Annotated in this window: 24 protein-coding genes; 22 read left to right on the top strand and 2 right to left on the bottom strand. The window is 71.2% G+C overall.

Annotated features, from left to right (window positions below; genetic code table 11):
- The 16 genes from fliF to G9473_RS10890 all read left to right on the top strand — a co-directional run bounded on the left by fliF (position 1) and on the right by G9473_RS10890 (position 14,492).
- Positions 1-1,686, top strand: coding sequence for a flagellar basal-body MS-ring/collar protein FliF (gene fliF, locus G9473_RS10965; protein WP_291133305.1), 1,686 nt, complete (start codon positions 1-3; stop codon positions 1,684-1,686).
- Positions 1,683-2,735, top strand: coding sequence for a flagellar motor switch protein FliG (gene fliG / locus G9473_RS10960; protein WP_291133304.1), 1,053 nt, complete (start codon positions 1,683-1,685; stop codon positions 2,733-2,735). The genes fliF and fliG overlap by 4 nt, the downstream gene beginning before the upstream one ends.
- Positions 2,719-3,351 carry a FliH/SctL family protein gene (locus G9473_RS10955; RefSeq protein WP_291133302.1) on the top strand — a complete coding sequence of 211 codons (633 nt, stop codon included), beginning with the start codon at positions 2,719-2,721 and terminating at the stop codon, positions 3,349-3,351. The genes fliG and G9473_RS10955 overlap by 17 nt, the downstream gene beginning before the upstream one ends.
- Positions 3,348-4,691, top strand: a complete 1,344-nt coding sequence (locus G9473_RS10950; RefSeq protein ID WP_291133300.1) for a FliI/YscN family ATPase — start codon at positions 3,348-3,350, stop codon at positions 4,689-4,691. The genes G9473_RS10955 and G9473_RS10950 overlap by 4 nt, the downstream gene beginning before the upstream one ends.
- On the top strand, positions 4,688-5,125 hold the full coding sequence (locus G9473_RS10945; RefSeq protein WP_291133298.1) for a hypothetical protein: 438 nt from the start codon (positions 4,688-4,690) through the stop codon (positions 5,123-5,125). Before G9473_RS10950 ends, G9473_RS10945 begins: the two co-directional genes overlap by 4 nt.
- Positions 5,126-5,183: 58 nt before the next feature.
- Positions 5,184-7,223 (top strand): hypothetical protein, encoded by a 2,040-nt coding sequence (locus tag G9473_RS10940; RefSeq protein WP_291133296.1) that lies wholly within the window; start codon positions 5,184-5,186, stop codon positions 7,221-7,223.
- 101 nt (positions 7,224-7,324) lie between these two features.
- Positions 7,325-7,903: a flagellar basal body-associated protein FliL gene (fliL, locus tag G9473_RS10935; RefSeq protein ID WP_291133295.1), complete on the top strand. Its 579-nt coding sequence runs from the start codon at positions 7,325-7,327 to the stop codon at positions 7,901-7,903.
- A 2-nt stretch (positions 7,904-7,905) separates the two neighbouring features.
- On the top strand, positions 7,906-8,904 hold the full coding sequence (locus tag G9473_RS10930; protein WP_291133293.1) for a FliM/FliN family flagellar motor switch protein: 999 nt from the start codon (positions 7,906-7,908) through the stop codon (positions 8,902-8,904).
- Positions 8,901-9,302 carry a FliM/FliN family flagellar motor switch protein gene (locus tag G9473_RS10925; protein ID WP_291133291.1) on the top strand — a complete coding sequence of 134 codons (402 nt, stop codon included), beginning with the start codon at positions 8,901-8,903 and terminating at the stop codon, positions 9,300-9,302. Before G9473_RS10930 ends, G9473_RS10925 begins: the two co-directional genes overlap by 4 nt.
- Positions 9,302-9,607: a flagellar biosynthetic protein FliO gene (locus G9473_RS10920; RefSeq protein WP_291133289.1), complete on the top strand. Its 306-nt coding sequence runs from the start codon at positions 9,302-9,304 to the stop codon at positions 9,605-9,607. Before G9473_RS10925 ends, G9473_RS10920 begins: the two co-directional genes overlap by 1 nt.
- Positions 9,607-10,419, top strand: a complete 813-nt coding sequence (gene fliP, locus G9473_RS10915) for a flagellar type III secretion system pore protein FliP (RefSeq protein ID WP_291133288.1) — start codon at positions 9,607-9,609, stop codon at positions 10,417-10,419. The genes G9473_RS10920 and fliP overlap by 1 nt, the downstream gene beginning before the upstream one ends.
- 12 nt (positions 10,420-10,431) lie before the next feature.
- Entirely contained in the window at positions 10,432-10,704 is a 273-nt protein-coding gene (locus G9473_RS10910; RefSeq protein WP_291133287.1) for a flagellar biosynthetic protein FliQ, read from the top strand.
- Between the two features lie 14 nt (positions 10,705-10,718).
- Complete coding sequence (locus tag G9473_RS10905) at positions 10,719-11,513, top strand: flagellar biosynthetic protein FliR (protein ID WP_291133285.1); 795 nt, start codon at positions 10,719-10,721, stop codon at positions 11,511-11,513.
- A complete protein-coding gene (locus tag G9473_RS10900; RefSeq protein ID WP_291133283.1) occupies positions 11,510-12,655 on the top strand; it encodes an EscU/YscU/HrcU family type III secretion system export apparatus switch protein in 1,146 nt (381 codons plus the stop codon). The genes G9473_RS10905 and G9473_RS10900 overlap by 4 nt, the downstream gene beginning before the upstream one ends.
- Positions 12,656-12,685: 30 nt before the next feature.
- A complete protein-coding gene (gene fliD / locus G9473_RS10895; protein ID WP_291133281.1) occupies positions 12,686-14,113 on the top strand; it encodes a flagellar filament capping protein FliD in 1,428 nt (475 codons plus the stop codon).
- Position 14,114: 1 nt separating this feature from the next.
- Complete coding sequence (locus tag G9473_RS10890; protein ID WP_291133279.1) at positions 14,115-14,492, top strand: hypothetical protein; 378 nt, start codon at positions 14,115-14,117, stop codon at positions 14,490-14,492.
- Between the two features lie 2 nt (positions 14,493-14,494).
- On the opposite strand, the gene G9473_RS10885 is transcribed toward G9473_RS10890, so the two are convergent.
- A complete protein-coding gene (locus G9473_RS10885; RefSeq protein WP_291133278.1) occupies positions 14,495-15,370 on the bottom strand; it encodes an alpha/beta hydrolase in 876 nt (291 codons plus the stop codon).
- A 247-nt stretch (positions 15,371-15,617) separates the two neighbouring features.
- Here G9473_RS10885 and G9473_RS10880 point away from each other — a divergent pair, with 247 nt between their 5' ends.
- From G9473_RS10880 to G9473_RS10855, 6 genes are all read left to right on the top strand, one after another.
- Positions 15,618-16,097, top strand: coding sequence for a flavin reductase family protein (locus G9473_RS10880; protein ID WP_291133276.1), 480 nt, complete (start codon positions 15,618-15,620; stop codon positions 16,095-16,097).
- 78 nt (positions 16,098-16,175) lie between these two features.
- On the top strand, positions 16,176-17,531 hold the full coding sequence (locus G9473_RS10875; protein WP_291133275.1) for an alkaline phosphatase PhoX: 1,356 nt from the start codon (positions 16,176-16,178) through the stop codon (positions 17,529-17,531).
- A 38-nt stretch (positions 17,532-17,569) separates the two neighbouring features.
- Positions 17,570-21,142 carry a hydantoinase B/oxoprolinase family protein gene (locus G9473_RS10870; protein WP_291133272.1) on the top strand — a complete coding sequence of 1,191 codons (3,573 nt, stop codon included), beginning with the start codon at positions 17,570-17,572 and terminating at the stop codon, positions 21,140-21,142.
- Complete coding sequence (locus G9473_RS10865) at positions 21,139-21,810, top strand: DUF969 domain-containing protein (RefSeq protein ID WP_291133270.1); 672 nt, start codon at positions 21,139-21,141, stop codon at positions 21,808-21,810. Before G9473_RS10870 ends, G9473_RS10865 begins: the two co-directional genes overlap by 4 nt.
- Positions 21,807-22,769 carry a DUF979 domain-containing protein gene (locus tag G9473_RS10860; protein ID WP_291133268.1) on the top strand — a complete coding sequence of 321 codons (963 nt, stop codon included), beginning with the start codon at positions 21,807-21,809 and terminating at the stop codon, positions 22,767-22,769. Before G9473_RS10865 ends, G9473_RS10860 begins: the two co-directional genes overlap by 4 nt.
- Positions 22,760-23,755: a DUF2891 domain-containing protein gene (locus G9473_RS10855; RefSeq protein ID WP_291133266.1), complete on the top strand. Its 996-nt coding sequence runs from the start codon at positions 22,760-22,762 to the stop codon at positions 23,753-23,755. The genes G9473_RS10860 and G9473_RS10855 overlap by 10 nt, the downstream gene beginning before the upstream one ends.
- Here G9473_RS10855 and G9473_RS10850 read toward each other — a convergent pair.
- Entirely contained in the window at positions 23,752-25,509 is a 1,758-nt protein-coding gene (locus G9473_RS10850) for a SulP family inorganic anion transporter (protein ID WP_291133264.1), read from the bottom strand. The two genes, G9473_RS10855 and G9473_RS10850, sit on opposite strands and share 4 nt — an antisense overlap.
- Positions 25,510-25,516 lie beyond the last annotated feature (7 nt).

Below are 25,516 nucleotides of genomic sequence, written 5' to 3'. Positions count from 1 at the left end.
ATGGCAGATGCCAACCCGTCCCCCGCGCCCGGCGCGGGGCTTCCCGCCATGGCCGAGCCGCGCCTCACGCCGCTTTCCGGCGGCGGTGCCGAGGGCTGGCGCGGCCGGGTCGCGGAATTTCTCGCCCAGCCCGCCGTGCGCCGCGCCATGCCTGCGATCGTGGGGCTCGGGTCGGTCCTGCTGCTGGGCGCGATCTACCTCGCCATCGCGGAGCCGCCGCGGCGCCTTTTGTTCTCGGGCCTCGGCGACCTCGAACGCGGGCAGGTGGTCGAAACGCTCGCGGCGGGCGGGATCGATTACCGCGTCGACCCGCAGACCGGCGCGATCAGCGTGGCCGAAGGCGATTACTACGCCGCCTCCTCGCTGGTCGCGAGCAATGGCGCGCTGCCCGCGCCGCAGGGGGCGTCGGAAATGCTCGATTCGATTCCGCTCGGCTCCTCGCGCACGCTGGAAGGCGAACGCCTGCGCCTTGCGCGGGAACGCGAACTGATGCTGACGATCCGCGAGATCCACGGGATCGCGGCGGTGCGGGTCCATCTCGCCACGCCCGAACGCTCGGTCTTCGTGCGCGAGAATGACGCGCCCAGCGCCTCGGTCATGCTGACGCTGGCGAGCGGCCGCAGCCTGTCGCGCGCGCAGGTCGATGCGATCGTCAACCTCGTCGCCGGATCGGTCCCCGGCATGAGCCCCGACGCGGTGCGCGTGGTCGACCAGAACGGCCGCCTCCTTTCCGCCCCCGAAACCGCCGAGCACGAAGGGCTCGCCCTGCAGCGCGAATTCGAGGCCAAGCTGCGCGAACAGGTCTCCAGCCTGCTTTCGCCCCTGCTCGGGCCGGGCAATTTCTCGAGCCAGGTGCAGGTCGAGCTTGACCATGCCGAAGTCACCTCCGCGCGCGAGAGCTATGACGACGAAGGCGTGGTGCGCTCCGAAAGCGAACGCAGCGCGACGCGGTCGGGCGGAACGGGCGTGGGCGGCGTGCCGGGGGTCGATGCGAATGTTCCCCCGCCCGAGGCCGAACTGGTCGACGACGCGCCGCAGCCGACCGAAGCCGAAGCCGCCACCACCACCGCCGCCGCTGCAGCGACCGGGCCGACCGACACCGAAAGCGCGGTCAGCCGCAATTACGAAGTCGGCCGCGAAGTCGCCGTGACCAGCGTGCGCCCCGGCGCGCTGCGCAAGCTTTCGGTCGCGGTCGCGGTCAGCAACGAGGCGCTCGTCGCCGCCGCGCCGATGACCGCCGAGCAGCTGGAAACCCTTGTCGCCGCTGCGGTCGGGGCCGACCCGGCGCGCGGCGATGCGGTCGAGGTCGTGGTCGGCGCTTTCGAAAGCATCGAGCCGCCCGAACCGCAGTTCTGGGAGCAGCCGTGGTTCATGCCCGCCCTGCGCTATGGCACGGCGCTGATTGCGGTGCTGCTCGTCCTGCTCTTCGTCGTGCGCCCGCTGATGAAGCGTGCGCGCGGGGCCACCGAAAAACCCGCCGAGGATGCCGCCGCCCTCGCCGCGCCGGTGAGCGGTGAGGCCGGGAGCGCGGGCGGCGACGGCGACGACTTCGCCGACCTGCCCGAACAGGTCCAGCTCGCCCGACAGCTCGCAGCCAGTCGCCCCGAACGCGCCGTCGCCGCGCTTCAGCGGATGCTCGACGCCGCGCCCGAGGGCGGCGAAGGCGGGGAGGCGCGCCCGGCATGAGCGCCGCCGACGCCACCGACACGGACACCGGCGAGGTCGCGCCTGCCGAAGCCCGCGCGCCGCTCAGCCGGATCGACCGCGCGGCGGTGTTCCTTATGCTGCTGGGCGACGAGGAAGCCGCCGCCCTGCTCGCGCGGCTCGATCCGGGCGAATTGCAGCTGCTGGGCGAAGCCATGCTCGCGCTGGGCGAGATCGACCGCACCCGCATGGCCGAGGCGATCGCCGATTTCGTCGCCGAGGCGGACCGCGAGATCATTCCCGCGCGCGGGCGCGATGCGCAGGTGCGCGACCTCGTCCACCGCGCGCTCGACCCGGCGCGGGCGGAAAGCATGATGAAGCGGATCGAGCCCGAGGCGCGCCCCCGCTCGATCGAGCTCGCGCGCTGGCTCGCCCCGCCGATCCTCGTTCGGCTGATCGAGGACGAGCATCCCCAGGTGATCGCCGCGCTGCTGCTGCTGCTCGATCCCGAACCGGCTGCCGAGGTTCTCTCCGGCCTGCCCGAAAGCGTCCAGGCCGCCGTGGTCGAACGGATCGCGCGGATCGGGCCGGTGTCGCTGTCGGCCGTGACGATGATCGACGACCTGCTGCAGCAGCGCATCGGAGCGAGCTTCGGCGCGGGCGCGCTGACCATGGGCGGCCCGCGCGAGGCGGCCGACCTCATCAACCGCGCGGCGGGCGAGCTCAAGAACCTCGTCCTGCCCGCCATCGCCCAGCGCGACGCGGAGCTTGCCGGGCGGATCGAGGAAGAGCTGTTCACGTTCGAAATGCTGCTCGACCTCGATCGCCAGGCGATGAGCCGCCTTCTGCGCGATGTCGACAACGAGGTGCTGGTCGATGCGCTCAAGGGGCTCAAGGAATACCAGCGCGCGCCCTTCTTCGCCTGTATGTCGAGCCGTGCGGCGGACGGCATCCGCGACGAGATCGACCTGCGCGGGCGGCTCTCGCGCTCGGACGTCGAGGCGGCGCAGCGCAAGATCGTGGAGATCGCGCGCGGCCTCGCCGATGCGGGCGAGATCGTGATCGGGGGCGACGATGGCGAATTCGTCTGACTGGGTCGCGGCGCTTGCCGCCGACGCTCCGGACGAGGCTGCCGGGCCCGGCTGGATCACGGCGCTGGAGGCGCGCGGCGGGTTCCGGCCCGGCGCGCCCTTCGCCCGCCCCGACCCGCCGCCGCCCGCCCCGACACGCGAACAGGAACTTGCCGCCGCGCTCGCCGCAGCACGGGCCGAAGGCGAGGCCGCCGGACGCGCAGCAGCCCGCGCGGAAAGCGAGGCGGGGGAGCAGCACGCGCGCGCCCTGCGGCTCGCCTTTCGCGCGCTCGACGGGGCGGCGATGGATGCGCTTGCCGCCGACCTTGCCGAGACCGTGATCGCGCTGTGTTCGCAGGCTATCGAGGGCTGGACGCCCGCGCCGGAAACGCTCGCCGAACGCTGCCGCGCGGCGGCGCAACGGCTCGGCGCCGCGCCGGGCGCGCTGGCGCTGCATCTCCACCCGGACGATATCGAAGCCGTCGGCGGGGCTCTCGCCGGGTGGCGGATCGAGCCCGATCCTTCGCTCGAACGCGGCGCGCTGCGGCTCGAAGGCGCGGACGGCACGCTGTGCGACGGGCCGGAGGAATGGCGCCGCGCGATCGCCGAGGCGGTTCGCGGACAAGGCGGCGCATGATCGCCGAACTGCAGCTCGAACTCGCCCGCCTGCGCAGCGCGGCCCCCGCGCGCGGCCCCGTCCTCACCGGGCGCGTGGTCGCCTGCGACGGCGGGCTTGTCGAGGTCGCGGGCCTGCCGCTGCCGATCGGCTCGCTCGGCGCGATTGCGACCGGGGCGGGGGAGGAATGCCTCGCCGAGGTGATCGGCTTTCGCGGCGGCCATTCGCTGATGATGCTGCTCGGCGACACGGTCCTGCTGCGGCCCGAGGCGCGGGTGCGGGCGTGCGGCTCGCCGGGCGCGGTGCGGCTCGGCGAGGCATTGCTGGGGCGCGCGGTCGACGGGCTCGGGCGGCCGATCGACGGCGGCCCCCCGCCTGCCTGCACCGATCCCTGGCCGCTTGCCGGGCGGCGCGAGGGCGCGCTCGAACGCAGCGGCGTGCGCGAGCCGTTCGACTGCGGGGTGCGCGCGATCAACGCGCTCGCGACCATGGGCGTGGGCCAGCGGCTCGGCGTGATCGCGGGCTCGGGCGTGGGCAAGTCGATGCTGATCGACCGCATGGCCGCCAGCGCGGTGGCCGATGTCACCGTCGTCGCCCTGATCGGCGAGCGTGCGCGCGAGGTCTCCGATTTCGTCGCCCGTCACATGGACGAGGCGCGGCGCGGGCGAATGGTGGTGGTCGCGGTCCCCGCCGACCACGCGCCCAACCTGCGCCTGCGCGCGGCGCAATATGCCGCCAGCATCGCCGAATATTTCCGCGAGAAGGGCCGGCGCGTCCTGCTCGTGCTCGACAGCCTCACCCGCGTCGCCCACGCCGCGCGCGAACTGGCGCTGGTGCTGGGCGAGCCGGGCGCGGCGCGGGGCTATCCGCCGAGCGCGCTGGCAGCGGTCACGAAACTGGTCGAACGGGCGGGCAATTCCGCCCGCACCGGCGGGGCGGTGACCGGGCTCTACACCGTGCTCGCCGACGGGGACGATGCCTCGGATCCCGTGGTCGATACGGCGCGCGCGATCCTCGACGGGCACGTGGTCCTGTCGCGCGATCTCGCCCAGCGCGGGCATTACCCCGCGATCGACGTTCCCGCTTCGCTCAGCCGGGTGATGGAGGATGTCGCCCCGCCCGAGGCCACCCGCGCGGCGCGGCGGCTGCGGCGGCTGATCGCCGTGCGCGAGGACAACCGCGACCTCGTGATGATGGGCGCCTACCGGCAGGGCGCGGATGCCGAGCTCGACGCGGCGCTCGCCGCCTCGGGCGAGATCGATGCCTTCCTGCAGCAGGAGCGCGGCGAAGCGGCGGACCTTGCCGACAGCCTCGCCGCGCTCGAGGCGCTGGTCGCCGCGATCGGGAACGACCCGGCATGAGCGCGCGCGACAAGCGCCGCCTCGCGCTGGCGCGGCGCCAGCTGGCGCTTGCGCGGGTCGCCCGGCGCGAGGCGCTGGGCGGGCTTGCCGGTGCGCTGGCCGAGGAAGCGCGCAGCCGCGCGCTGGCACAGCGCAGCCGGGCGCTCGCTGCCGATTACGCCGGGCGGCGCGGCGATGGGCCGGGCGAGGAGCTTTCCGGGCGGCTGCGCTTCGCCGGGTCGCTCGCGCGCATGGCGGGGGATGCCGAGGCGAGCGCGGCCGAGGCCGGGCGCGAGGCCGGGACGCAGGCGCGCGCGCTGGCGGCGGCGGACCGGCGGCTCGAACGGCTCGAGACGCGCGAGGCCGAGGCGCGGCGCGCGATCGAGGCGGCCCGCGAAGCCCGCGCGGCAGAGACTGCGGGCGGGCTGGCACGCAAGTTGCAGCGCCCTTCCTGACCCGCCGCTTGCGCTCGAGCACGATCCGCAAGCGCCCCGACCCGAGAGGAAATGCTCCATGTTCCATGCCCTTCTCCCACCGCCTTCCGACACCGCGCCCGCCGGGTCCATAGCGCCGGGCAAAGGCGGCGCGGCGGAGGCGGGGGCCATGCCGGGCGACGCGGAGAAGCTGGGCGCGCGCGCCTTTTCCGCCGCGCTCGAAGCCTCGCATCTCGCGCTCGCCCATGCGCTCGAGCCGCCGGGCGCGGGGTTGATGTCGGGGGACATCGCGGGCGCGCGCATCGCGGCCGAGGCAGCGGCGCCTGCGCCTGGGGACCAGCCCGCCCAGAGCGCCGAGCCTCCGGTCGATCCGGCACCGGCATCGCCGGCCGTCATCGCCGTCCTGTCGGTCGGGGGAAGGCCCGGCCCGCCATCCGAGTCGGTGGGCGACAACTCCGCCTCGCTCGACCGGGAAATGCCGCGGCGCGGCGCGGGTCTGCCGCCGGACGGCGATATCCTGCCGGATCGTGTGCAGCGTGGGCCCGTGCTTTCCGCTGCGGCCGGTCGCGCTGCGGGGAGGGGGCGGACAGGGGCGGCGGCGCGCGAAGCGACCCCCGGCCCGTCGTCCCATGCGCAGGCATTCGCGAGCGCCCCTGATCGGCAAGTCGCCCAGCCCGTGCCGCATCAGTGGCCCGTCGCGGCGCGCCGGTCCGGCCCTGGCGCTGCGATGCGCCCCCATGCCGCCCTCTCCGACGCCGCGCTTCCCGACACCCCGTCCCCCGACAATCCTGCCGCTTCGCGATCCCTCCCCCCGGCGGCGGGGAGGCCCGCAAGGCCCGGCGCGATGCCTCCCGATCGTCCCGGCGAGGCGCCCGGCGAGGCTCCAACCGGCAAGCTTGCGGGAAGGGACGAAAGCGCGCCCGGAGCGATTGCGCCAGCGACGGGCCCTGCACCGTCCGGCTCGCCGCCCTCGCTCGTGGCGGTGCCGGGGACCGGAGCACGCGGGGCAGGCACGGCGCAAGCGGCAGCGGCGGTCCCCGATGCCGCGGGCAGGGCCGCTCGGCCCGCCGCGGCGCGCGCACCATCCGAGCCGGGACCGGGCGCGATCGACAAGGTCCCGTCCCCCGCCAATCGCCTGTCCACTGGCTTGTCGAAAGGCTCGTCGGAGCGACCGCCTTCGGAGCTGTTGCAGACAGATCCCGCCGGCTCTCGCGCGAAGCCGCGTGCCCCGCGCGAAGCCGCGGTTGCGGCCGCACCGCCCGAGCGGATCGCGGCCGCCCTGCCCGGTCCATCGCCCTCCGCCTTGCCCGCCGCCCTTCCGGCCGAGAGCGCAGCGCGCCCCGCCGAAGCGCCCGCGCCCGCGCTCCAGCCTTCCGCGCCGACCGAATCCGCCGCGCGGGAAGGCGCGAGCCCTGCCACCCCGCTTCCCGCTGCGCCTGCGCCCGCTCCGCCTCCGCCGCCTTCCGGCGTGCCGGTCGAGATGCGGGTCGAGCCGCGTGTCGCAGGGCAGGTCGAGGCCGCGCTTGATCAGCTTGCCGGCCAGGTCGCCGAAACCCGCGAGGGCCAGCGCAACCTGCGCCCCGAAGTGACCTTGCGTCACGGTGATTTCGGCCTCGTCAGCATGAGGCTCGAAGCGAGCGGCGAGGACTTGCGCGCCACGCTCACCGCGCGCGATCCGGGCTTCGTGCCTGCGGTGCGCCAGGCGCTCGCCGAGCGCGGCGGCCTCGAGCGCATGGCTACCGCCCCCGAGGCGGCGCAGGTCGGCTTCGTCCCGGCGGCAAGGGCTGCAGAACCCTCGTCGGGCGCATCCGGCAGCGGATCGCAGGGCGCGTTCCAGGGCGGCCAGTTCGCAGGGCAAGGTGCGGGCCAGGGTGCAGGCCAGGGTCCGGGTCAAGGGACCGGACAGGGATCCGGGCAGGGGTCGGGACAGGGCCAGCCCGGCGCTTTCGCCGAGACCGGCTACGGGTCTTCCCCGGGGTCCGATCAAGCACCTCCTGAACCATATTCCGCGAGGGTCGAAAGTGAGGGGCGCGATGCCCTGCCGGACGACGCCGAGGCCGCACAGCCCGCTGCGAGCGGGCTTCGCCGCGGCGCGGGCGGGCAGGGCCTCTACGCCTGAGCGAAAGCTTCGCCCGGCGCGAGGGCCCGCACGAGCGTGACGGGACCGGGCGGCATGGGCCAGAACGACCGCAGGGGCCAAGACGAGGGAGCTGACTTTCCATGGCCAAGGGCAAGGACAAGGACGAGGGCGACAAGCCCAAGGGCGGGATGATGAAACTGGCGCTCGGCGGCGTCGCGCTGGTCGCAGTCGGCGCGGGCGGGGCCTATGGCGCCTTCGCCGCGGGCCTGCTCGGCGGCGACAAGGACAGCGGTCCCGACGTGCCCAAGCTTGTCGCCAAGGGCGAATCGGATCCCTATGCCCCGGCGGGCGGCAAGGGCAAGGACGCGGGGCCGATCGTCTACGGCGAAGGCGGCAGCGAATACCGCACCGCCTATTACGCCTTCGACGACAGCTTCACTTCGAACCTCGCCGATTCCCCGGCGCTCATCCAGGTCGAACTGGCCGTCTCGACCCGCCGCGACGGGCGCGTGCTGCAATGGGTCGAGAACCACGAACTCGCGATCCGTTCCGCGATTCTCGTCCAGCTCGCCGCCACGCCCGAGGCCGACGTCTATGCCGTCGACGGCAAGGAGAAACTCGCCCGCCGCCTGACCAAGGCGATCAATGCCGTGCTCGAGGAAAACGAGGGCTTCGGCGGGATCGAGAACGTCCATTTCAAGGGGTTCCTCGTCCAGTGAACATGATGGCCTCCCTTCAGCCGGACCGCGACGGCGCGCGCCCGCTCGGCCGTGCACGCCATTGCGACGAACTGGTGCGCCGCGGCCCGCGGCCCGAAGAGCGCGCCGAGATCGTCTCGGACTGGCGGCGCGACCTTGCCCGGCGGCTCGCAGGCGAGCTGGCCGAACTGCTGCCGGGCGACCGGCTGAGCGTCACGGTGAGCGAGCCCGAACTGCTGCGCGGGGCGGACCTGCTGGCGCGGATCGGGCCGGTCGCGGCCAACAGCCTGCTGCGCTGCGGCGATGCCGAGCGCACCGCGCTCCTGTCGTTCGACTGCGCGAATGCGATCGCGCTGACCGACCGATCCTTCGGCGGGGACGGCGACATCGCGCAGGTGGCCGGGCCTGCCGAGGGCGAGCCCCTGCCGCGCTCTGCCGCGCTGCTGATCGACCGGGTCGCCGCGATCGTCGCCCGCGCGCTGGCCGAAGGCGCCGACCAAGGCGTCCCCGCAAGCGGTCCCGCAGCGGCGCCCGGCGCCGCCGGCGTGGTCCTGCGCAGCGAAAGCGCGGCGCGGCTCAAGCCCTTCGCGCCCGATGCGCCCTGCGTCGCGCTGGCGATCGGGATCGCCAACCAGGAGGGGCGCGAATGGGAAGCCCGGCTCGGCCTTGCCGAAAAGGTCTTCGACGCGATCCTGCCCGGTTCCGGCGCGCGCGGCCCGGCGCGCCGTCCGAATACGGCCCCCGCGCGCGGCGAGGACGCGCCCTTCGGCGCGATCCCGCTCCCGCTCGAAGGCGTGCTGGCCGAATTCGAGCTTTCGCTCGCGCGGCTCGAACGGCTCGCCCCGGGCGATGCCATCGCCCTTGCCGTGCCGGGCGAATTGCCGCTGCGCATCGGCGAGCGCGTGGTCGGCTGGGGCCGGATCGGCACTGTCGGCGAGAGCATGGCGCTGCGCCTCACGCGTGTTCCCGCAGCGACGCCCGCTTCTTCCCCTTCCGCTTCTCGCAAGGACTTCGCCGCATGAACAGCCACAATCCCGCCCTCTCCCGCTTCGGCGGGGTGAGCGTCCGCCTGTCGGTCGAACTCGGCCGGACCGAGATGAGCCTGCGCGAAGTGCTCGCGCTGGGCGAGGGCAGCGTCGTGGCGCTCAACCGGCTGACCGACGAATTGCTCGATGTCACCGCCAATGGCCGGGTGATCGCCCGCGGCGAGGTGGTGGCCGAGGATGGCCGCTTCGCGCTGCGGATCGTCAGCCTCGCCGGAGAGGAAGGCGACGACCTGCCTGGTCCCCCGGTCGATGCGGTGAGCCCCGGCCCATTCGATAACGCGGCCGGAACAGCGGGCCTGGGCGAGCCCCGCCCGGCCGAGCCCCCCGCCGGTCCGCTTGGCGACGTTGCGCAGGACGGGGGCGCGGGCGCATGATGGCCGACTACCTTCTGAGGCTCGCGCTGCTTCTGCCGCTGCTCGGCGCGCTGGTCTGGGGGAGCCTCAGACTGACGCGCGCGCTGCAGGGCCGCCTTGTCGGGGTTGGCGGCGAGGGCCGCGCGCTGCGGCTGGTCGAAACCAGCCTCGTCGCGCCGGGCCTGCGGCTCGCGGTGGTGCGGTTCCACGACCGCGAGATCCTGATCGGCGCATCGCGCGGCGGCCTCGTGCGGCTGGGCGAGGCCCCGGCCCGCAATGAGGCGCCGCCCGCCGCACCGACTGTCGCCGAAGTGGGCGCGCCGTGATGCGGAAGCTGCTCATCCTGCTCGGGGCGTCGACCGTGCTTGCGGCGGCGATCTTCCTCGCGCCCGACCCGGCGCTCGCCGTCGCTCCTGCCGCTGCCCTCGACAGCCCCGGCTCGCCAACTGCGGGGATCGGCGGGGCGATAGAACGCGCGCTGGGAAGCGAGGGGTCCGAGGCGGGCCCGGCGCCGCTGTCCGTCTCGCTCCAGCTGCTGCTGGTGATGAGCCTGCTCACCATCCTGCCCGCGCTGGTGCTGATGATGACGAGCTTTCTGCGCATCCTCATCGTGCTCTCGATCCTGCGCCAGGCATTGGGCCTGCAGGGCTCGCCGCCGACGCAGGTGCTGGTCGGTCTTGCCCTGTTCCTCTCGCTGTTCGTCATGGCGCCGACGCTCGACGTGGTGAACGCCGAGGCGATCGCGCCCTATGCCGCCGGGAGCCTGTCGGCCGACGCCGCCATTGCGAGCGCAGGCGAGGCGTTTCACGAATTCATGCTGCGCCAGACGCGCGAGACGAACCTCGTCATGTTCACCGATCTTGCCGGGAGCGGCGGGTTTGGCGGCGCGAGCGAGATACCCTTCTCGATCCTGCTGCCCGCCTTCGTCACCAGCGAGCTCGAAACCGCCTTCCAGATCGGCTTCATGCTGTTCCTGCCGTTCCTCGTGATCGATCTTGTCGTTGCATCCGTCCTTATGAGCCTCGGCATGATGATGCTCTCGCCCACGATCATCTCGCTGCCGTTCAAGCTGCTGCTGTTCGTGCTGGTCGACGGCTGGGCGCTGTTGATGGGCAGCCTTGCGATGAGTTTCGGGTAGGGGCCGGCTGCTGTGCAGGAAGAGGCGAATCTGCTCGCGCTCGCGGACCGGACGCTGTGGGTGACGGCGCTGATCGTGGGACCGGTGCTGCTCTCGGCGCTGCTGGTCGGGCTGGTCGTCGGCATCATCCAGGCGGCGACTTCGGTGAACGAACAGACGCTCACCTTCGTGCCGAAGCTGGCGATCGTCGCGGTCGTGTTCGTGGTGCTGGGCGGCACGATGATGGCGCTGCTGGGCGATTTCCTGCGCGAGATCTTCGCCCAGATCGCGCTCGTCGCGGCCTGAGCGGGCCGAGTGCGATGAACGTCCTCGATTTCGGCTTCGGCGCGCTCGAGGAGCAGCTCTGGCAGGTGCTGTTCCTGTCGGTGCGCTGCGCCGCCGCGCTGATCGCCGCGCCGGTCGTGGGCGGGCTCGCCGTGCCGCCCACCTTGCGCGCCCTGCTCGGCGTGGCGCTTGCGGTGTTCGTGTCGAGCTGGGTTCCGCTTGCCGAATTGCCTGCGATGACCAGTTTCGCCGCGATCCTCGCCGTGGTGCAGGAAGCCGCCATCGGTGCGGCGCTCGGCTTCGTGCTGCAGATCGCCTTCGCCATTCCGCTGATCGCCGCCGAGCAGATCGCGGGCACGATGGGCCTCGCCATTGCCACCTCGATCGACCCGTCGAGCGGGGCGCAATCGGGCGCGCTCGGCACCTATTTCGGGCTCATCCTGACGCTGCTGTTCTACGCCATCGGCGGACACCTCTTGTGGTTCGAGATGCTGGTCGAAAGCTACCGCCTGCTGCCCGCCGGGGCGTCGGGCCTGGACGGCCTGGGCGCGCGCGATGTCGCGCTGTTCATGGGCTATGCCTTCGCCACCGCGGCGGCCATCGCGCTGCCGGTGATTTTCGTGCTGCTGCTGGTGCAGATCGTCACCGGGATCATTTCCCGCTCGGCCCCCGCGCTCAACCTGTTCGCGCTGGGCCTGCCTTCGGGCGTGCTCGCGGGCGTGGCCGCGCTGATCGTCGTCATGCCGATCGTGGTCGAACAATTCGCCGCGCTTCTCGAAGTCGCGCTGCAGCAGGTTTCGGCGCTCGCGCAGGGGAGCGTCGCCGCATGAGCGAGAGCGCGGGCGAAAAGACACTCGAACCGACCGAGAAGAAGAAGCAGGACGCGGCGAAGAACGGCGACGTCCTGCGCTCGCGCGAGCTGACCACGGCGGTCGGCATGGCGACGGGCGCTGGCGTGCTGGCGCTGACCGCGCCGCTGCTGATCGAGGGGCTGGCGCGGGTCGCGATCACCGCGCTGCGCTTCGACCGGGGCGCGCTCGAGGCGTTCCGGCCCGAGGTTCTCGGCGGGCTCGCCGCGCGCACCATGCTGCCGCCGATCCTGATGATCGGGGCGGGGACGATCCTGATCACGATCGCGGTGCAGGTCGTCAGCGGGCAGGGCGGGTTCAACCCGGGCGCGCTTGCGTTCAAGGGGGCCCGGCTCAACCCGGTAAGCGGGTTCAAGCGCATCCTCGGGCCGCAGGGGCTGATCGAGCTCGGCAAGAGCCTGCTGAAACTCGCCCTGCTGGGCTCGATCGCGTGGTTCTGGATTTCCGGCAACCTCACCGACGTGCTCGCGCTCGGGCGCGGCAACCTGTCGGCGCAGCTCGGGCTTGCGAAAGGCGCTGCAGCGGGGCTGGTCGCCGCGCTCGTCGCCGGGCTGCTGGTGATCGCCGCGGTCGATTATCCCCTGCAGGTCTGGCAGCGCAATCGCCGCCTGCGCATGAGCCACCAGGAACTGCGCGACGAGACCAAGCAGGCCGAAGGCTCGCCCGAGATGAAGGCCGCCCGCCGCCAGCGCCAGCGCGACCTCGCGCGCGGCAGCATCGGCAAGGCGATGAAGGAAGCGCAGTTCGTGATCGTCAACCCGATGCATTTCGCGGTCGCGCTGACCTATGACCCGGCGCTCGCGCCCGCCCCGGTGGTGCTGGCGAAGGGGCGCGGAGAGACCGCGCTCGCCATGCGCGAAATCGCTGCCGAGGACGGCATCCCCGTGCTCGAATATCCCGCGCTCGCCCGCGCTGTCTATTTCACCACGCGCACCCGCCAGATGGTGCGCGAGGAGCTTTATGTCGCGATCGCTTCGCTGGTCGCCTTCGTCATGTCGCTGAGGCGCGGCGAGGCCCCGCGCCTGCCGGTCATCGAGGTGCCCGAGGATATGCTCTTCGATGCGGAGGGGAACCCCGATCCGCTCGCCCGCGGGAGGGCTTAAGATCGCGCGCCGCGGACCGTTCTTGCGGGCATGGACAATCCCGGCGCATCCATCCTTTCGGCTCTCGGCGGCGGCAGCGGGGTCAATTTCATCCAGCTTGCCGACGACCTCGCCGACGCGACCTATGCCTTCCAGCGCGACCGGCTCCAGCGGCAGGCGGAAGACCTCGAAGCGCGCATTTCCGCCGCCGCGCTGATCCGCTCCGCTGTCACCGACCTCGCCAGCGCGCTGGGCGACCGCATCCGCAACGGCGACCTCGCCCCGCGCGCGAGCATCGGCGATTCCAGCGTCGCGCGCGTCTCGACCACGCCGGGCGTGACGCCTTCGGGCAGTTTCTCGCTCGAAGTGACCCAGCTCGCCGCCGCGCAGACGTTGGTGTCGCGCGAATATGCCTCGGCCGACGCGCTGGTCGGCGAAGGCACGCTGACGATCCGGTTCGGCACGGTCGACGGGGCGACCTTCACCGAGGACACGGACAACGCCGCGCTCGACATCGCGGTCGGCGCGGACGACACGCTCGCCGATGTCGCGGCCCGAATCACGGGGTCGAGCGGCGGGCGGCTGTCGGCCTATGTCGCGACCGGGACGGGCGGCGCGCAGCTCGTCATCAAGGGCGAGGAGGGCGCGGCCAGCGGCTTCGTGCTCGAACCGGCGAGCGCGGCGGTCCCGCCCGCCTCGGTCGAAGGCGACCTCGAATATCTCGCGTGGTCCCCGGCGAGCGATGCGGGCGAGCTGCGCGCCACGGCGCGCGATGCGCTGTTCGAGCTCGACACGGTGGCGCGCTCCAGCTCGTCGAACCGGGTGACGGGCCTGCCCGGCGGGATGGTGCTCGACCTGACCGCGACCAATAGCGGTGCGCCGACGACGATTTCCTTCGCCAACGATCCGGGCGCGATCACCTCGGTGATGACCGATTTCACCGCCGCGCTGAACGACATTGTTGAGCTTCTCGCCGACAACGCCTCCATCGACGGCGGCACGCTCGGCAGCGATGCGGGCGCGCGCGAATTGCGCCGCGACCTGCAGGGGCTCACCAGCCGCGTCGTCATGCCCAATGCAGCCGAGGGCGAGCCGCGCACGCTGTCCGACCTCGGCCTCTCGATCAATCGCGACGGGACTTTCCGCCTCGACACCGAGCGGCTGAGCGCCACGCTCGAGGCGAGCCCGGAAGGCGCGGCGGCGATGTTCACGACCGGCCTGTTCGGCGTGTTCGGGACGATGGACAAGCTCGCCCGCGAGAACTCGTTGCGCTCCGACCCCGGCTCGCTCGGAGGGTCGCTGGTGCGCTTCGAGCGGCTGGTGGAAAGGAACGAAGAACGCCTTGCCCGGATCGACGAACAACAATCCGCGCTGCGCGAGCGGCTGACCCGCAGCTTCGTGCGTTCGGAAACGCGCATCGCCGCGTCGCAATCGACGCTCGCCTTCCTGCGCCAGCAATTCCAGCAACCGGACAATTGAGATGACCGCGCTGCTTTCCCGCAATCCCGCCGCCGCCTATCGCCGGGTCGAAGTCGACGCGCGGATCGAAGCCGCCCGCGGGAGCGAGATCACGCGCATCTGCCTCGAGGAAGTGGTCGCCGCGCTCGGCCAGGCGCTGCTCGCGCTGGAGCGCAACCCGCGCGCCGCCCCGCGCGAGGCGCTCGCCCGCGCGCACGGCATCGCGCTGTGGCTCGCGCGGTCGGTCGATCCGGCCAATCCGCTGTCGGGCGCGCTGGTGCAGTTCTACGGCGGGCTCGCGAGCGTCATCCGGCGCAACATGGCGCGCCCGCAAGCGCGCGAGATCGCAGAGGCGCGGGGCGATTTCGCCGACCTGCTCGAAGCGGCGAAAGCTGGCTGAACTCAGCCGATGAACCCGGCAATGATGCGCGCGGCGTCGGCGGGGTCTTCGAAGGGGTGGAAATGGGTCCGGTCCGGGCGGTGGAGGTCTTCTCCCTTCGGCATGGTCGCGGCAAGGCCGGGCCAGGTCGGCGAGCTCTTGAAATCGGTGAATTCGGTCTGCTTCGCGCGCACCACCAGCGTCGGCGTCTCGATCCTCTTTGCCGCCTCGAGAATGCCCGAATTGGAGCGCGAGGAGGCATAGACGCTCGCCTCGACCTCGGGCGGGCAGGCGAGTTCACAGCCGTCGCCGCCGTCCTTCGGCAGGAGGCCGTGGCGGCAGTAATCCTCGAACACGCGGGGGTCGAACAGGCAGTAGGGATCGCGCGCGCGGAAGCGCTCCATCATCGCCTCGGGCGAGGCGAAGTCGCGCTTGCGGCGAATCGCGGGGTGGGGCGCATCGCCGGTGTAGAGCGCCGTGTCGGGGGCGTAGAATTCGGGCGCGCAGATGACCGGATCGAACAGGACGAGGCGCGCGAACAGGTCCGGCTCGTCGGCGGCGCATTGGGCGAGGACGTGCGCGCCCATCGAATGGCCGACGCCGACCGCGCGGCGGATGCCGAGGGCGGACAGCACCGCCTTCACGTCGTCGGCCACCACGCGCCAGTCGTCGATCGGCCCGCCTTCGGAGCGCCCGTGCCCGCGCAGGTCGAGCGCGATGCAGCGATGCGCCGGGAAATGCTCGATCACCGCGTCCCACACCCGCGCATGAAAGCCCGTCGCATGGGCGAAGACGATCGGCAGCGCGGTGTTTCCCGGCTCACCGCGCCAGTCGAAATAAGCCAGACGCGTGCCCGCGACTTCGAGATGGCGAGCGGCGGGGGCGGTGCGTGTCGGCATGAAGCGTGTGATCCCGGTTCGGCGGCCTAGCAGGGTGCGGCCTTGCGCGCCTCATCCCCGCACGCGCGATGCCGGTCAACCTCCCGCTTTTGGCATGGGCACAACCCCGCCACGGCACGCGAGCGCGCTTCGGGCGTTGATTTGGCGCGCCGAAGCACTATCGGGAAAGCCGAGCCGCCCGATCCCGTCCATCCCGTCCCCTTTCCGGAGACTCTCCTTGCCGCAAGCCGCCCCGGAAGACCCGGCCATGACCGCCGAATTCCGCAGGCTGATGGGCCTGTTCACGACCGGCGTGTGTGTCGTTTCCGCGCCCACGGCGCAAGGCGGCATCATGGGGATGACGGTCAATTCCTTCGTCTCGGTCTCGCTCGATCCGATGCTGGTGTGCTGGAGCCTGCAGAATTCCTCGAGCCAGTTCGCCGGCTGGCTGGAGGCCGAACGCTTCGCCATCTCGATCCTCGCCGAAAGCCAGCAGGCGGTCGCCCGGCGCTATGCCGCGCGCGCGTCGAGCGGGCTGATCGCTTCCGATTTCGACCTGAGCGAAAGCGGCCTGCCGGTGGTGAAGGGCGCGCTCGGTCGGATCGAATGCCGTCGCTGGGCGACCCATCCGGCAGGCGATCACACCATGATCCTCGGCGAAGTCACCGCGATGGATGCGCCCGAAAGCTCGGACACGGCAGCGCCGCTCGGCTTCTTTCGCGGGCGTTTCTGCCGCGTGACGGACTAGGCGCGATTTGTTCATCCCAATGCCATGAGACGGTGCTAAGGGCGCGGGTAATCGCTCCCAATGACGAGTTGTCCCGCAATGTCCGAATACCGCTCCGACCGCCGCCGTTTCCTCGCCGCGACCGGCTCCGCTTTCGCCGCGCTGGCTCTGAGCGGCTGCGTGGTCCGCACGCGCGGAATGGACGGAGCGCCCGGCGCAAGCGGGGCCGCAAGCGACGGCTTCGCCGGATACGGCCCGCTGCGGCCCGATCCGCAGGGCCTTCTCGATCTGCCCGAAGGCTTTACCTACCGCGTCGTCTCGCGCCTAGGCGATGCGATGGACGACGGCGGAACCGTTCCCGACAAGGCTGACGGGATGGGCTGTTTCGACCTCGGCAACGGCGAGATCGCGCTGGTGCGCAACCATGAACTCGTCCCCACCGACGACGCGGGCGGCCCCATCGCCAAGGGCTTCGGCACGCGGGGCGGCGAATTCGTGCCCGGCGGGACGACGACGATCGTGCTCGACGCGGCGACGTTGACGGTGAAGCGGCAGTTCCGCTCGCTCGGCGGCACGATCCGCAATTGCGCGGGCGGCGTGACGCCGTGGGGCACGTGGCTGACCTGCGAGGAAGCGCCGACCGGGCCGGGCCAGCGCTATGGCGACGGGCTCGCGCGCAATCACGGCTGGGTATTCGAAGTGCCCGCCGCGGCGAGCGGCCTCGTCGACCCCGTCCCGCTGACCGCGATGGGACGGTTCAACCACGAAGCGGCCTGCGTCGATCCGGCGACCGGCTACATCTACATGACTGAGGACCGCGACGATTCGGTGCTCTACCGCTTCGTGCCGAACGCGCCGGGCGACCTTGCCAAGGGCGGGCGGCTGCAGGCGATGGCGCTCGACGGGCTGGCCGATACGCGCAACTGGAAGGGCGCGGTGATGCCGGTGGGGCGCAGCTATGCGGTGTCGTGGATCGACCTCGATAACGTAGAGGCTCCGAAGGACGACCTGCGCAGCCGCGCGGCGGCGAAGGGCGCGGCGCTGATCGCGCGGGGCGAGGGGCTGCACATGGGCGAGGGCGAGATGTTCGCCTGCGCGACCAGCGGCGGGGCGAAGGGACTCGGCCAGGTCTTCCGCCTGATCCCCGGACGCGGGCGCGCACCCGACCGGTTCGAGCTGTTCTTCGAGAGCCAGAGCAAGGACCAGTTCAATTACGGCGACAACCTGTGCGTCGCCCCCAGCGGCCACCTGATCGTTTGCGAGGACCAGTATACCGACGTGGTCGACAACCACCTTCGCGGCATCACGCCCGCGGGGCGGCCCTATGATTTCGCACGGCTGCGGACCCAGACCGAGCTGGCGGGCGCGTGCTTCTCGCCCGATGGCCGGACGCTGTTCGTCAACGCCTATTCGCCCGCAGCGACGCTCGCGATCACGGGGCCGTGGGCCGGGTAGGCTTGCATTAGCGCCGCGCATCCCGTTTAGCGGACGCGATGCAGGACACGGAGCCGAGCCCGCCTTCCCCCGCCTGGCGCTTCGCGATCGACCGGGGCGGGACGTTCACCGATGTCGTCGCGGTCACGCCGGACGGGCGGCTGGTGACGGACAAGCTCCTCTCCGAGAATCCCGGCCATTACGCCGACGCGGCGAGCGAGGCGATCCGGCGGTTGATGGCCGAGCACGGGGACGGCCCGGTGGCGGAGCTTCGCATCGGCACGACGGTCGCGACCAACGCCCTGCTCGAGCGCAAGGGCGAACCCTGCGCGCTGGTGACGACGCGCGGCTTCGCCGACGTGCTGCGGATCGGCACGCAGGCGCGGCCCGAAATCTTCGCGCGCCACATCGTCCTGCCCGAACAGCTCCCGCGCTGGGTAATCGAGGTCGACGAGCGCGTGAGCGCGAGCGGCGAGGTGCTGCGCGACCTCGATGAGGAGGGGGCGCGCGCGGCCCTTACGGCCCTGCGCGCGCAAGGCTGCGATGCGGTGGCGATCGTGCTGATGCATGGCTGGCATTTCCGCGAGCATGAAAGGCGGCTCGCCGCAATCGCGCGCGAGATCGGCTTCGCGCAGGTCAGCGCGAGCCACGAGGTCGCCCCGCTGATCGGCATCGTCGCGCGCGGGGATACCAGCGTGGTCGATGCCTATCTCTCTCCGGTCCTCAAGCGCTACACCGACGCCCTGCAGGCCGAATTGCCCGAGGCGGGACGCTTGCAGTTCATGCAGTCGAACGGGGGGCTTGCCGAGGTCGGCGCGTTCCGCGGCAAGGATGCGATCCTTTCGGGCCCCGCGGGCGGGGTGGTCGGCATGGTCGCGGCGAGCGAGCCGCTCGGATACGGCAAGCTGATCGGCTTCGACATGGGCGGGACCAGCACCGACGTCGCGCATTACGCGGGCGAATACGAACTGACCGGCGACAACGTGGTCGCGGGCGTCCGGGTCGCCGCGCCGATGATGCAGATCCACACGGTCGCGGCAGGCGGCGGGTCGATCTGCTCCTTCGACGGGTCGCGCTTTCGTGTCGGGCCGGAAAGCGCGGGCGCGGATCCCGGCCCGGCGTGCTACCGCAAAGGCGGGCCGCTGACGGTCACCGATTGCAACCTGTTCCTCGGGAGGCTCGACCCGGCCTTCTTCCCGCGCGTCTTCGGTCCCGGAGGCGACGAGCCGCTCGATGCGGACGCGGCACGGGCGCGGCTGGAGGAAGTCGCCGCGCGCCTGCCCGAACCCAAGAGCCTCGAGGACATCGCCGAGGGCTTTCTCGACATCGCGGTCGACAACATGGCGAACGCGATCCGCAAGATCTCGGTCGCGCGCGGGCATGACGTGACGACCTACGCGCTCGCCTGTTTCGGCGGGGCGGGCGGGCAGCACGCCGCGCGGGTCGCAGACCGGCTCGGGATAGAGACGGTGCTGGTCCACCCGCTTGCAGGCATCCTGTCGGCCTATGGTATCGGCCTTGCCCCGGTAAAGGCGATCCGCGAGGTCAGCGTCGGCGAGGAGCTGGGCGCGGACATTTCCGGCCCGCTCGGCGAACTGGTCGAAGAGGCGCGCGGGGCGCTGCTGGCGCAGGAAATCGCGGGAGACGCGATCCACCTCGAACGCCGCGCCCGCCTGCGCTTCGCCGGGAGTGACAGCAAGCTGACCGTGCCGCTGGGCGAGCCGCACTCCATGGATGCCGAATTCCGCGCGCTCCACGCGAAGCTCTACGGCTATTCGGACGAAAGCGCCGCGATCATCCTCGATGCGCTGAGCGTCGAGGCGAGCGGAACCAGCGGCGGGCTCGGCTCCGCCACCGCCGAACCGGTCGCGGTGGCGGGCGAGGCTTCGGGCGAATGGCGCACGGTCGAGCGCGCGGCGATGGGCGAGAAGGAGGCGGTCGCCGGGCCCGCGCTGGTGATCGACCCCGGTTCGACCACGGTAATCGAGCCGGGCTGGCGGGCGGCGCTCGCGGAAGAAGGCAGCCTCGTCCTTACCCGCGCCGAGCCGCTCGAACGCGAGCGCGCGATCGGCACGGCGGTCGATCCGGTGCGGCTGGAAATTTTCAACAACCTGTTCATGGCGATCGCCGAGGAGATGGGCGTCGTCCTGCGCTCGACCGCGACGAGCGTGAACATCAAGGAGCGGCTCGACTTTTCCTGCGCGCTGTTCGATGCCTCGGGCGCGCTGATCGCCAATGCGCCGCATATCCCGGTGCATCTCGGCAGCATGGGCGACTCCATCGCGCGGGTGATCGAGGCGCGCGGGGAAAAGCGCGACGGGCGCGGTTTCCGGCGGGGCGATGCCTATGTCCTCAACGATCCCTTCCGCGGCGGCACCCACCTTCCCGACATCACGGTGATCGTGCCGGTGTTCTACAACGAAACCAGCGTCGAGCCGGACGCTTTCGTGGCGGCAAGGGGCCACCATGCCGACATCGGCGGGATCGCGCCCGGCTCGATGCCGCCCGAAAGCCGGACCATCGCGGACGAGGGCGTGCTGATCGACAATTTCCTGCTTGTCGACGAGGGCCGCTTCCGCGAGGCCGAAATGCGCGAGAAGCTCGCCGATGCCGCTCATCCGGCGCGCAATCCCTCGCGCAACATCTCCGACCTGCGCGCCCAGCTTGCCGCCTGCACCCGCGGGGCGGAACTCCTGCGCGGCGCGGCAAGCGAGCAGGGGGCGGAGGTGGTCGCGGCCTATATGGGCCACGTGATCGACAACGCCGCCGAAAGCGTGCGGCGCCTGCTCGGGGGGCTCGAGGACGGCAGCTTCGCCTACGCCATGGACAACGGCCTCACCGTGAAGGTCGCGATCCGCATCGACCGCGAGGCGCGCTCGGCCGTGTTCGATTTCACCGGCACCAGCCCGCAGCACGAGGGCAATTTCAACGCCCCGCGCTCGATCACGCGCGCGGCCGCGCTCTATGTCCTGAGGACGCTGATCGACGACGCGATCCCGATGAACGACGGCTGCCTTCGCCCGGTCGAGCTGGTCGTGCCCGAAGGCTCGATGCTCAACCCCCGCCCCGGCGCGGCGGTGGTCGCGGGCAATGTCGAGACGAGCCAGGTGGTGACCGACGCGCTGTTCGCCGCCACGGGCCGCCTCGCACCCTCGCAGGGGACGATGAACAATTTCACTTTCGGCAATGACGAACACCAGTATTACGAAACCATCGCGGGCGGTTCGGGTGCGGGCTGCGACCATGACGGGACCGACGCGGTGCAGACCCACATGACGAACAGCCGCCTGACCGATCCCGAGGTGCTGGAGACGCGCCTGCCGGTCCGGCTCGAGAAGTTCGCGGTGCGCTCCGGCTCGGGCGGGAAGGGGCTGCACAAGGGCGGCGAGGGGGTCGAGCGGCGCGTGACCTTCCTCGAGGCCATGCGCGCCAACATCCTCGCCAACCGCCGCAAGGTGCCGCCGCGCGGGATCGCGGGCGGGGGCGATGCCGCGCCGGGCGCGAACTGGGTCGAGCGCAAGGACGGCAGCCGGGTCGATCTGGGCGCGACCGGATCGGTCGAGGTAGAGCCGGGCGACACCTTCGTGATCCTCACCCCCGGCGGGGGCGGCTGGGGAGCAGGCGCGAAATGAACTACTGGCCGCTGGTCGGCATCGCGCTCGTCGTCGCCGGCTTCGCCCTTCGCTTCAACCCGCTGTTCGTCGTGGCTTTCGCCGCGATTGTCACGGGGCTGCTCGGAGGGCTCGATCTCGTCGCGGTGATCGAGGCGCTGGGGCGCGCGTTCAACGACAATCGCTACATCTCGGTCACGTGGATCATCCTGCCGGTGATCGGCCTGCTCGAACGCTATGGCTTGCAACAACGCGCCCGCGCGCTGATCGAAGGGGTGCGCGGGGCCACCATGGGCCGGCTGCTGGTGCTCTATCTCGGCTTTCGCCAGGTCACCGCCGCGATCGGCATGAAGGACATCGGCGGCCACCCCCAGACCGTCCGCCCGCTGGTCGCGCCCATGGCCGAGGCGGCGGCGCGCAAGACCCATGGCGAGCTCGCCGAAGACGATGCCGAGGCGGTCAAGGGCATGGCCGCGGCGACCGACAATGTCGGGCTGTTCTTCGGCGAGGACATCTTCTTCGCCATCGCCTCGATTCTGCTGATCCAGGGCGTGTTCGAAAGCTACGGCTACCCGCTCACCCCCCTGCAATTGTCGGTCTGGGCGATCCCGACGGCGATTTTCGCCTTCCTCATCCACGGCGCGCGCATCCTGTGGCTCGACCGGCGGATCGGGAGGGGCGGGGCATGATCACCTATGAATGGCTCTACGTCCTCGCGGGGGCGTTCTTCGCGGCGTGGTCGCTTCTCAGCCTCGCCGACCGGGCCAATCCGAAACGGCTGGGCAATGCCGCCTTCTGGGGGCTGCTGGCGGCGAGTTTCTTCTTCGGCAGCCACCTGTCCGATTTCGCCAACGGCGTGCTGGTGCTGGCGATGGTCGCCATCGCCGGGGCGGGGCTGATCGGGCGGAGCGATCCCGCGACCACCAACGAGGCGGAGCGGCAGGTGCTGTCCGAACGCTTCGGCAACCGCCTCTTCCTGCCCGCGCTGATCGTGCCGGTGACGGCGGTCGCGGGAACGCTCGCCTACAACTACACCCCGCTCGGCGAAACCGGCCTGATCGAGGAGCGGCGCGAAACGCTGCTTCTGTTCGCGGTCGGCGTGCTGCTCGCGCTCGGCGCGGCGATCGCATGGCTGCGCCCGCCCGCGCTCGCTCCGGTCGAGGAAGGCCGCCGCCTGATCGATTCGATCGGCTGGGCCGCGATCCTGCCGCAGATGCTCGCCGCATTGGGCGCGGTCTTCGCACTCGCAGGCGTGGGCGATGCGATCGGGGAATTGTCGGGCATGGTCATTCCCGAGGGCAGCGTGCTTGTCACCGTCATCGTCTTCTGCCTCGGCATGGCGCTCTTCACGATCATCATGGGCAATGCCTTCGCCGCCTTCCCGGTCATGGCCGCAGCCATCGGCATCCCGCTGCTGGTCGAGACATACGGCGGCAACCCGGCGGTGATCGGCGCGGTCGGGATGCTGGCGGGCTTCTGCGGCACGCTGCTCACGCCCATGGCGGCGAATTTCAACATCGTGCCCGCCGTGCTGCTGGAGCTGCGCGACCAGTACGGCGTGATCCGCCAGCAGGTCGGCACCGCGATCCCGCTGTGGGTCGTCAACGTCGTCATCATCTATGTCGGAGGCTTCCTGCTATGGCGCTGAGCGAAGATGTGGCGCGGCGCTTCGCGCGGGCGGCTCTCGGCCACGTGGCGCGCGAATATCCCAATTCGCCCGGCCACGTGCTGGGGAGCGATGCCGATGCGAAGACCCCGCGCGCGCTGCACCCGGCCTTTTTCGGCAGCTATGACTGGCATTCCTGCGTCCATGGCTGGTGGACGCTGCTGACGCTCCGGCGGATGCACCCCGCCATGCCCGAGGCGGCGGAGATCGCAGCGCTTGCCGAGGCCACCTTCACGCCGGACAAGCTCGCTGCCGAACTCGCCTATTTCGAGCGGGCTGAATCGCGCGGGTTCGAGCGGCCCTATGGCTGGGGCTGGCTGCTCGCGCTCCATGGCGAGTCCGGGCGGCACGGGGATGCGACATGGGCCGTGCGGCTCGAACCATTGGCGCGGGCGCTGGCGGAGCGGTTCGTGCAATACCTGCGCGTCCTCACCTACCCGATCACGGTCGGCACGCATTTCAACACCGCCTTCGCGCTCACCTTGGCGCGCGACTGGGCGGAGAGCCGCGACCCGCTGCTGCTCGCGACCGGGGACGAATGGGCGATGGCCGCTTTCGGCCAGAGGCAGGGCTATGCCGGGTGGGAGCCGGGGGGCGATGAGTTCCTCTCCCCAGTCCTCACCGCCGCGCTGCTGATGAGCCGGGTGATGCCCGCGAGCGCCTTCGAGCCGTGGGTCGAGGGGCTGGTGCTGGCGAACGGATGGGTGGAGCGCGAATGCCGCCCGGTCACGGTGTCGGACCGCAGCGACGGCAAGATCGCGCATCTCGACGGATTGAACCTCAGCCGCGCATGGTGCCTGTGGGAGATCGCCGCGAGGCTCCCGCAGCACCCGGACGCGCCCTTGCTGCACGCCCGCGCCGAGGCGCATTACGACGCCGCGATTCCCCACGTCACCGGCGATTACATGGGCGAACACTGGCTCGCCTCCTTCGCCCTGCTCGCCGCGCTGGCCCGCAGCCGCGCCTAGATCAGCCCGCGCGCCATGTAGTGATCGTGCCGCTCGGGCGGCTCGCCATTGTCGGCGGCCAGCTTTTCGAAGGCGCGCGATTGCGACAGGAACACCTCGCCATTGAGTTCCTCGAGGAAATGCGAGCGCTTGAGCCGGTCCATCACCGGGCCTTTCACCTCGGACAGATGCAGGCCCACCCCGGCATCGCCGAGCCGGTGATTGATCGCCTCGAGGCTTTCGAGCCCCGATGCGTCGATCGCGTTCACCGCCGAACACATCAGGATGACGTGGCGCAACTCGGGCTTTTCCGCGACGCGTTCCAGAACATATTCCTCGAGCCAGCGGGCGTTCAAATAGGTCAGGCTTTCATCGATCCGGATCGAAAGGACGTGGGGGACGGTGAACACCTCGTGCCGCTCGACATTGCGGAAATGCTCGGTTTCGGGAACGCGCCCGACGATCGCGGCATGGGGCCGGCTGGCGCGCCAGAGATAGAGCAGGAGCCCGACGCCCACGCCCGCGATCACGCCCATCTCCACCCCTGCGATGAGCGTGATGCCGATGGTCGCGACGTGGGCTGCGAAATCGGCCTTGGAATAGCGCCACAGCTGCCCCGGCGTCTTCAAATCGACGAGGCTCAGGACCGCAACGATGATCGTCGCGGCGAGCGTAGCGATGGGCAGGCTGAAGAGCAGCGGTGTGAGGAACAGCGAGGCGAGCGCGATGCCGACCGCGGTGAAGGCTCCCGCCGCCGGGGTCTGCGCGCCCGCATCGAAATTGACGACCGAACGCGCGAAGCCGCCCGTCACCGGGTAGCCGCCCGACAGCGCGCTCGCGATGTTCGAGGCGCCCAGCCCGATCAGTTCCTGGTCGGGCGCAATGCGCTGGCGGCGCTTGGCCGCGAGAGTCTGCGCGACCGAGACGCTTTCGACGAAGCCGATGATCGAAATGAGCAGCGCCGGAACCCACAGCGCCTCGATCAGCGACAAGTCGGCGCTCGGCAGGGCGAAGGGGGGCAGGCCCTGCGGGATCTCCCCGGTGATCGCGACGCCCTTCTCGCCGAGGTCGAAGACGATCACCGCCACGATGGTCAGCGCCACGGCCACCACCGGCCCCGCCTTGGCGACCATGTCGGCGGGCTTGGCGGAGAGGCCCAGCCGCATCAGCGCGGGCTTGGCCCCCTTGCGGACCCAGAACAGGAAGGCGAGCGCGGGGACGCCGATGGCGAGCGTATAGGCGTTCGTCTCGCCCAGCGATGCGCCGATGCTGCCGAGCATTTCGGGCCAGTTGTCCCCGCCCCCGCTCACGCCGAGGATGTGCCTGAGCTGGCTCGTTGCGATGAGGATGCCGCTCGCCGTGATGAAGCCGCTGATGACCGGGTGCGACAACAGGTTCGCGAGGAACCCCGCGCGCAGCAGGCCGAGCACGGCAAGCATGATGCCCGACAGGAACGCGAGCGTGATCGCCGCTTCGAGATATTCCGCCGTGCCCTGCTGCGCCACCGCTCCGGCGGCCGAGGCGGTCATCAGCGAAACCACCGCGACCGGGCCGACCGCAAGCGTGCGGCTGGTCCCGAAAATCGCGTAGAACACCAGCGGCAGGATCGAGGCGTAAAGGCCGACCACCGGCGGCAACCCGGCGAGCAGCGCATAGGCGAGGCTCTGCGGGATCAGCATGATCGTGACGATCACCGCCGCGACGAGGTCGCTTGTCAGCACCTCGCGGTCATAGTTGCGGCCCCATTCGAGGATGGGGAGATAGCGTTTCAGCATGGGCTGC

The sequence above is a fragment of the Erythrobacter sp. genome, assembly GCF_011765465.1.
Classification (GTDB): Bacteria; Pseudomonadota; Alphaproteobacteria; order Sphingomonadales; family Sphingomonadaceae; genus Erythrobacter.
The sequence above is the reverse complement of the archived record's forward strand: the minus strand, read 5'-3'. Positions and strand labels throughout refer to the sequence as shown.

Coding starts and splice junctions, on each gene's coding strand:
- fliF (WP_291133305.1), top strand. CDS start 1: ATGGCAGATGCCAACCCGTCCCCCGCGCCCGGCGCGGGGCTTCCCGCC.
- fliG (WP_291133304.1), top strand. CDS start 1,683: ATGAGCGCCGCCGACGCCACCGACACGGACACCGGCGAGGTCGCGCCT.
- G9473_RS10955 (WP_291133302.1), top strand. CDS start 2,719: ATGGCGAATTCGTCTGACTGGGTCGCGGCGCTTGCCGCCGACGCTCCG.
- G9473_RS10950 (WP_291133300.1), top strand. CDS start 3,348: ATGATCGCCGAACTGCAGCTCGAACTCGCCCGCCTGCGCAGCGCGGCC.
- G9473_RS10945 (WP_291133298.1), top strand. CDS start 4,688: ATGAGCGCGCGCGACAAGCGCCGCCTCGCGCTGGCGCGGCGCCAGCTG.
- G9473_RS10940 (WP_291133296.1), top strand. CDS start 5,184: ATGTTCCATGCCCTTCTCCCACCGCCTTCCGACACCGCGCCCGCCGGG.
- fliL (WP_291133295.1), top strand. CDS start 7,325: ATGGCCAAGGGCAAGGACAAGGACGAGGGCGACAAGCCCAAGGGCGGG.
- G9473_RS10930 (WP_291133293.1), top strand. CDS start 7,906: ATGATGGCCTCCCTTCAGCCGGACCGCGACGGCGCGCGCCCGCTCGGC.
- G9473_RS10925 (WP_291133291.1), top strand. CDS start 8,901: ATGAACAGCCACAATCCCGCCCTCTCCCGCTTCGGCGGGGTGAGCGTC.
- G9473_RS10920 (WP_291133289.1), top strand. CDS start 9,302: ATGGCCGACTACCTTCTGAGGCTCGCGCTGCTTCTGCCGCTGCTCGGC.
- fliP (WP_291133288.1), top strand. CDS start 9,607: ATGCGGAAGCTGCTCATCCTGCTCGGGGCGTCGACCGTGCTTGCGGCG.
- G9473_RS10905 (WP_291133285.1), top strand. CDS start 10,719: ATGAACGTCCTCGATTTCGGCTTCGGCGCGCTCGAGGAGCAGCTCTGG.
- G9473_RS10900 (WP_291133283.1), top strand. CDS start 11,510: ATGAGCGAGAGCGCGGGCGAAAAGACACTCGAACCGACCGAGAAGAAG.
- fliD (WP_291133281.1), top strand. CDS start 12,686: ATGGACAATCCCGGCGCATCCATCCTTTCGGCTCTCGGCGGCGGCAGC.
- G9473_RS10890 (WP_291133279.1), top strand. CDS start 14,115: ATGACCGCGCTGCTTTCCCGCAATCCCGCCGCCGCCTATCGCCGGGTC.
- G9473_RS10885 (WP_291133278.1), bottom strand. CDS start 15,370: ATGCCGACACGCACCGCCCCCGCCGCTCGCCATCTCGAAGTCGCGGGC.
- G9473_RS10880 (WP_291133276.1), top strand. CDS start 15,618: ATGACCGCCGAATTCCGCAGGCTGATGGGCCTGTTCACGACCGGCGTG.
- G9473_RS10875 (WP_291133275.1), top strand. CDS start 16,176: ATGTCCGAATACCGCTCCGACCGCCGCCGTTTCCTCGCCGCGACCGGC.
- G9473_RS10870 (WP_291133272.1), top strand. CDS start 17,570: ATGCAGGACACGGAGCCGAGCCCGCCTTCCCCCGCCTGGCGCTTCGCG.
- G9473_RS10865 (WP_291133270.1), top strand. CDS start 21,139: ATGAACTACTGGCCGCTGGTCGGCATCGCGCTCGTCGTCGCCGGCTTC.
- G9473_RS10860 (WP_291133268.1), top strand. CDS start 21,807: ATGATCACCTATGAATGGCTCTACGTCCTCGCGGGGGCGTTCTTCGCG.
- G9473_RS10855 (WP_291133266.1), top strand. CDS start 22,760: ATGGCGCTGAGCGAAGATGTGGCGCGGCGCTTCGCGCGGGCGGCTCTC.
- G9473_RS10850 (WP_291133264.1), bottom strand. CDS start 25,509: ATGCTGAAACGCTATCTCCCCATCCTCGAATGGGGCCGCAACTATGAC.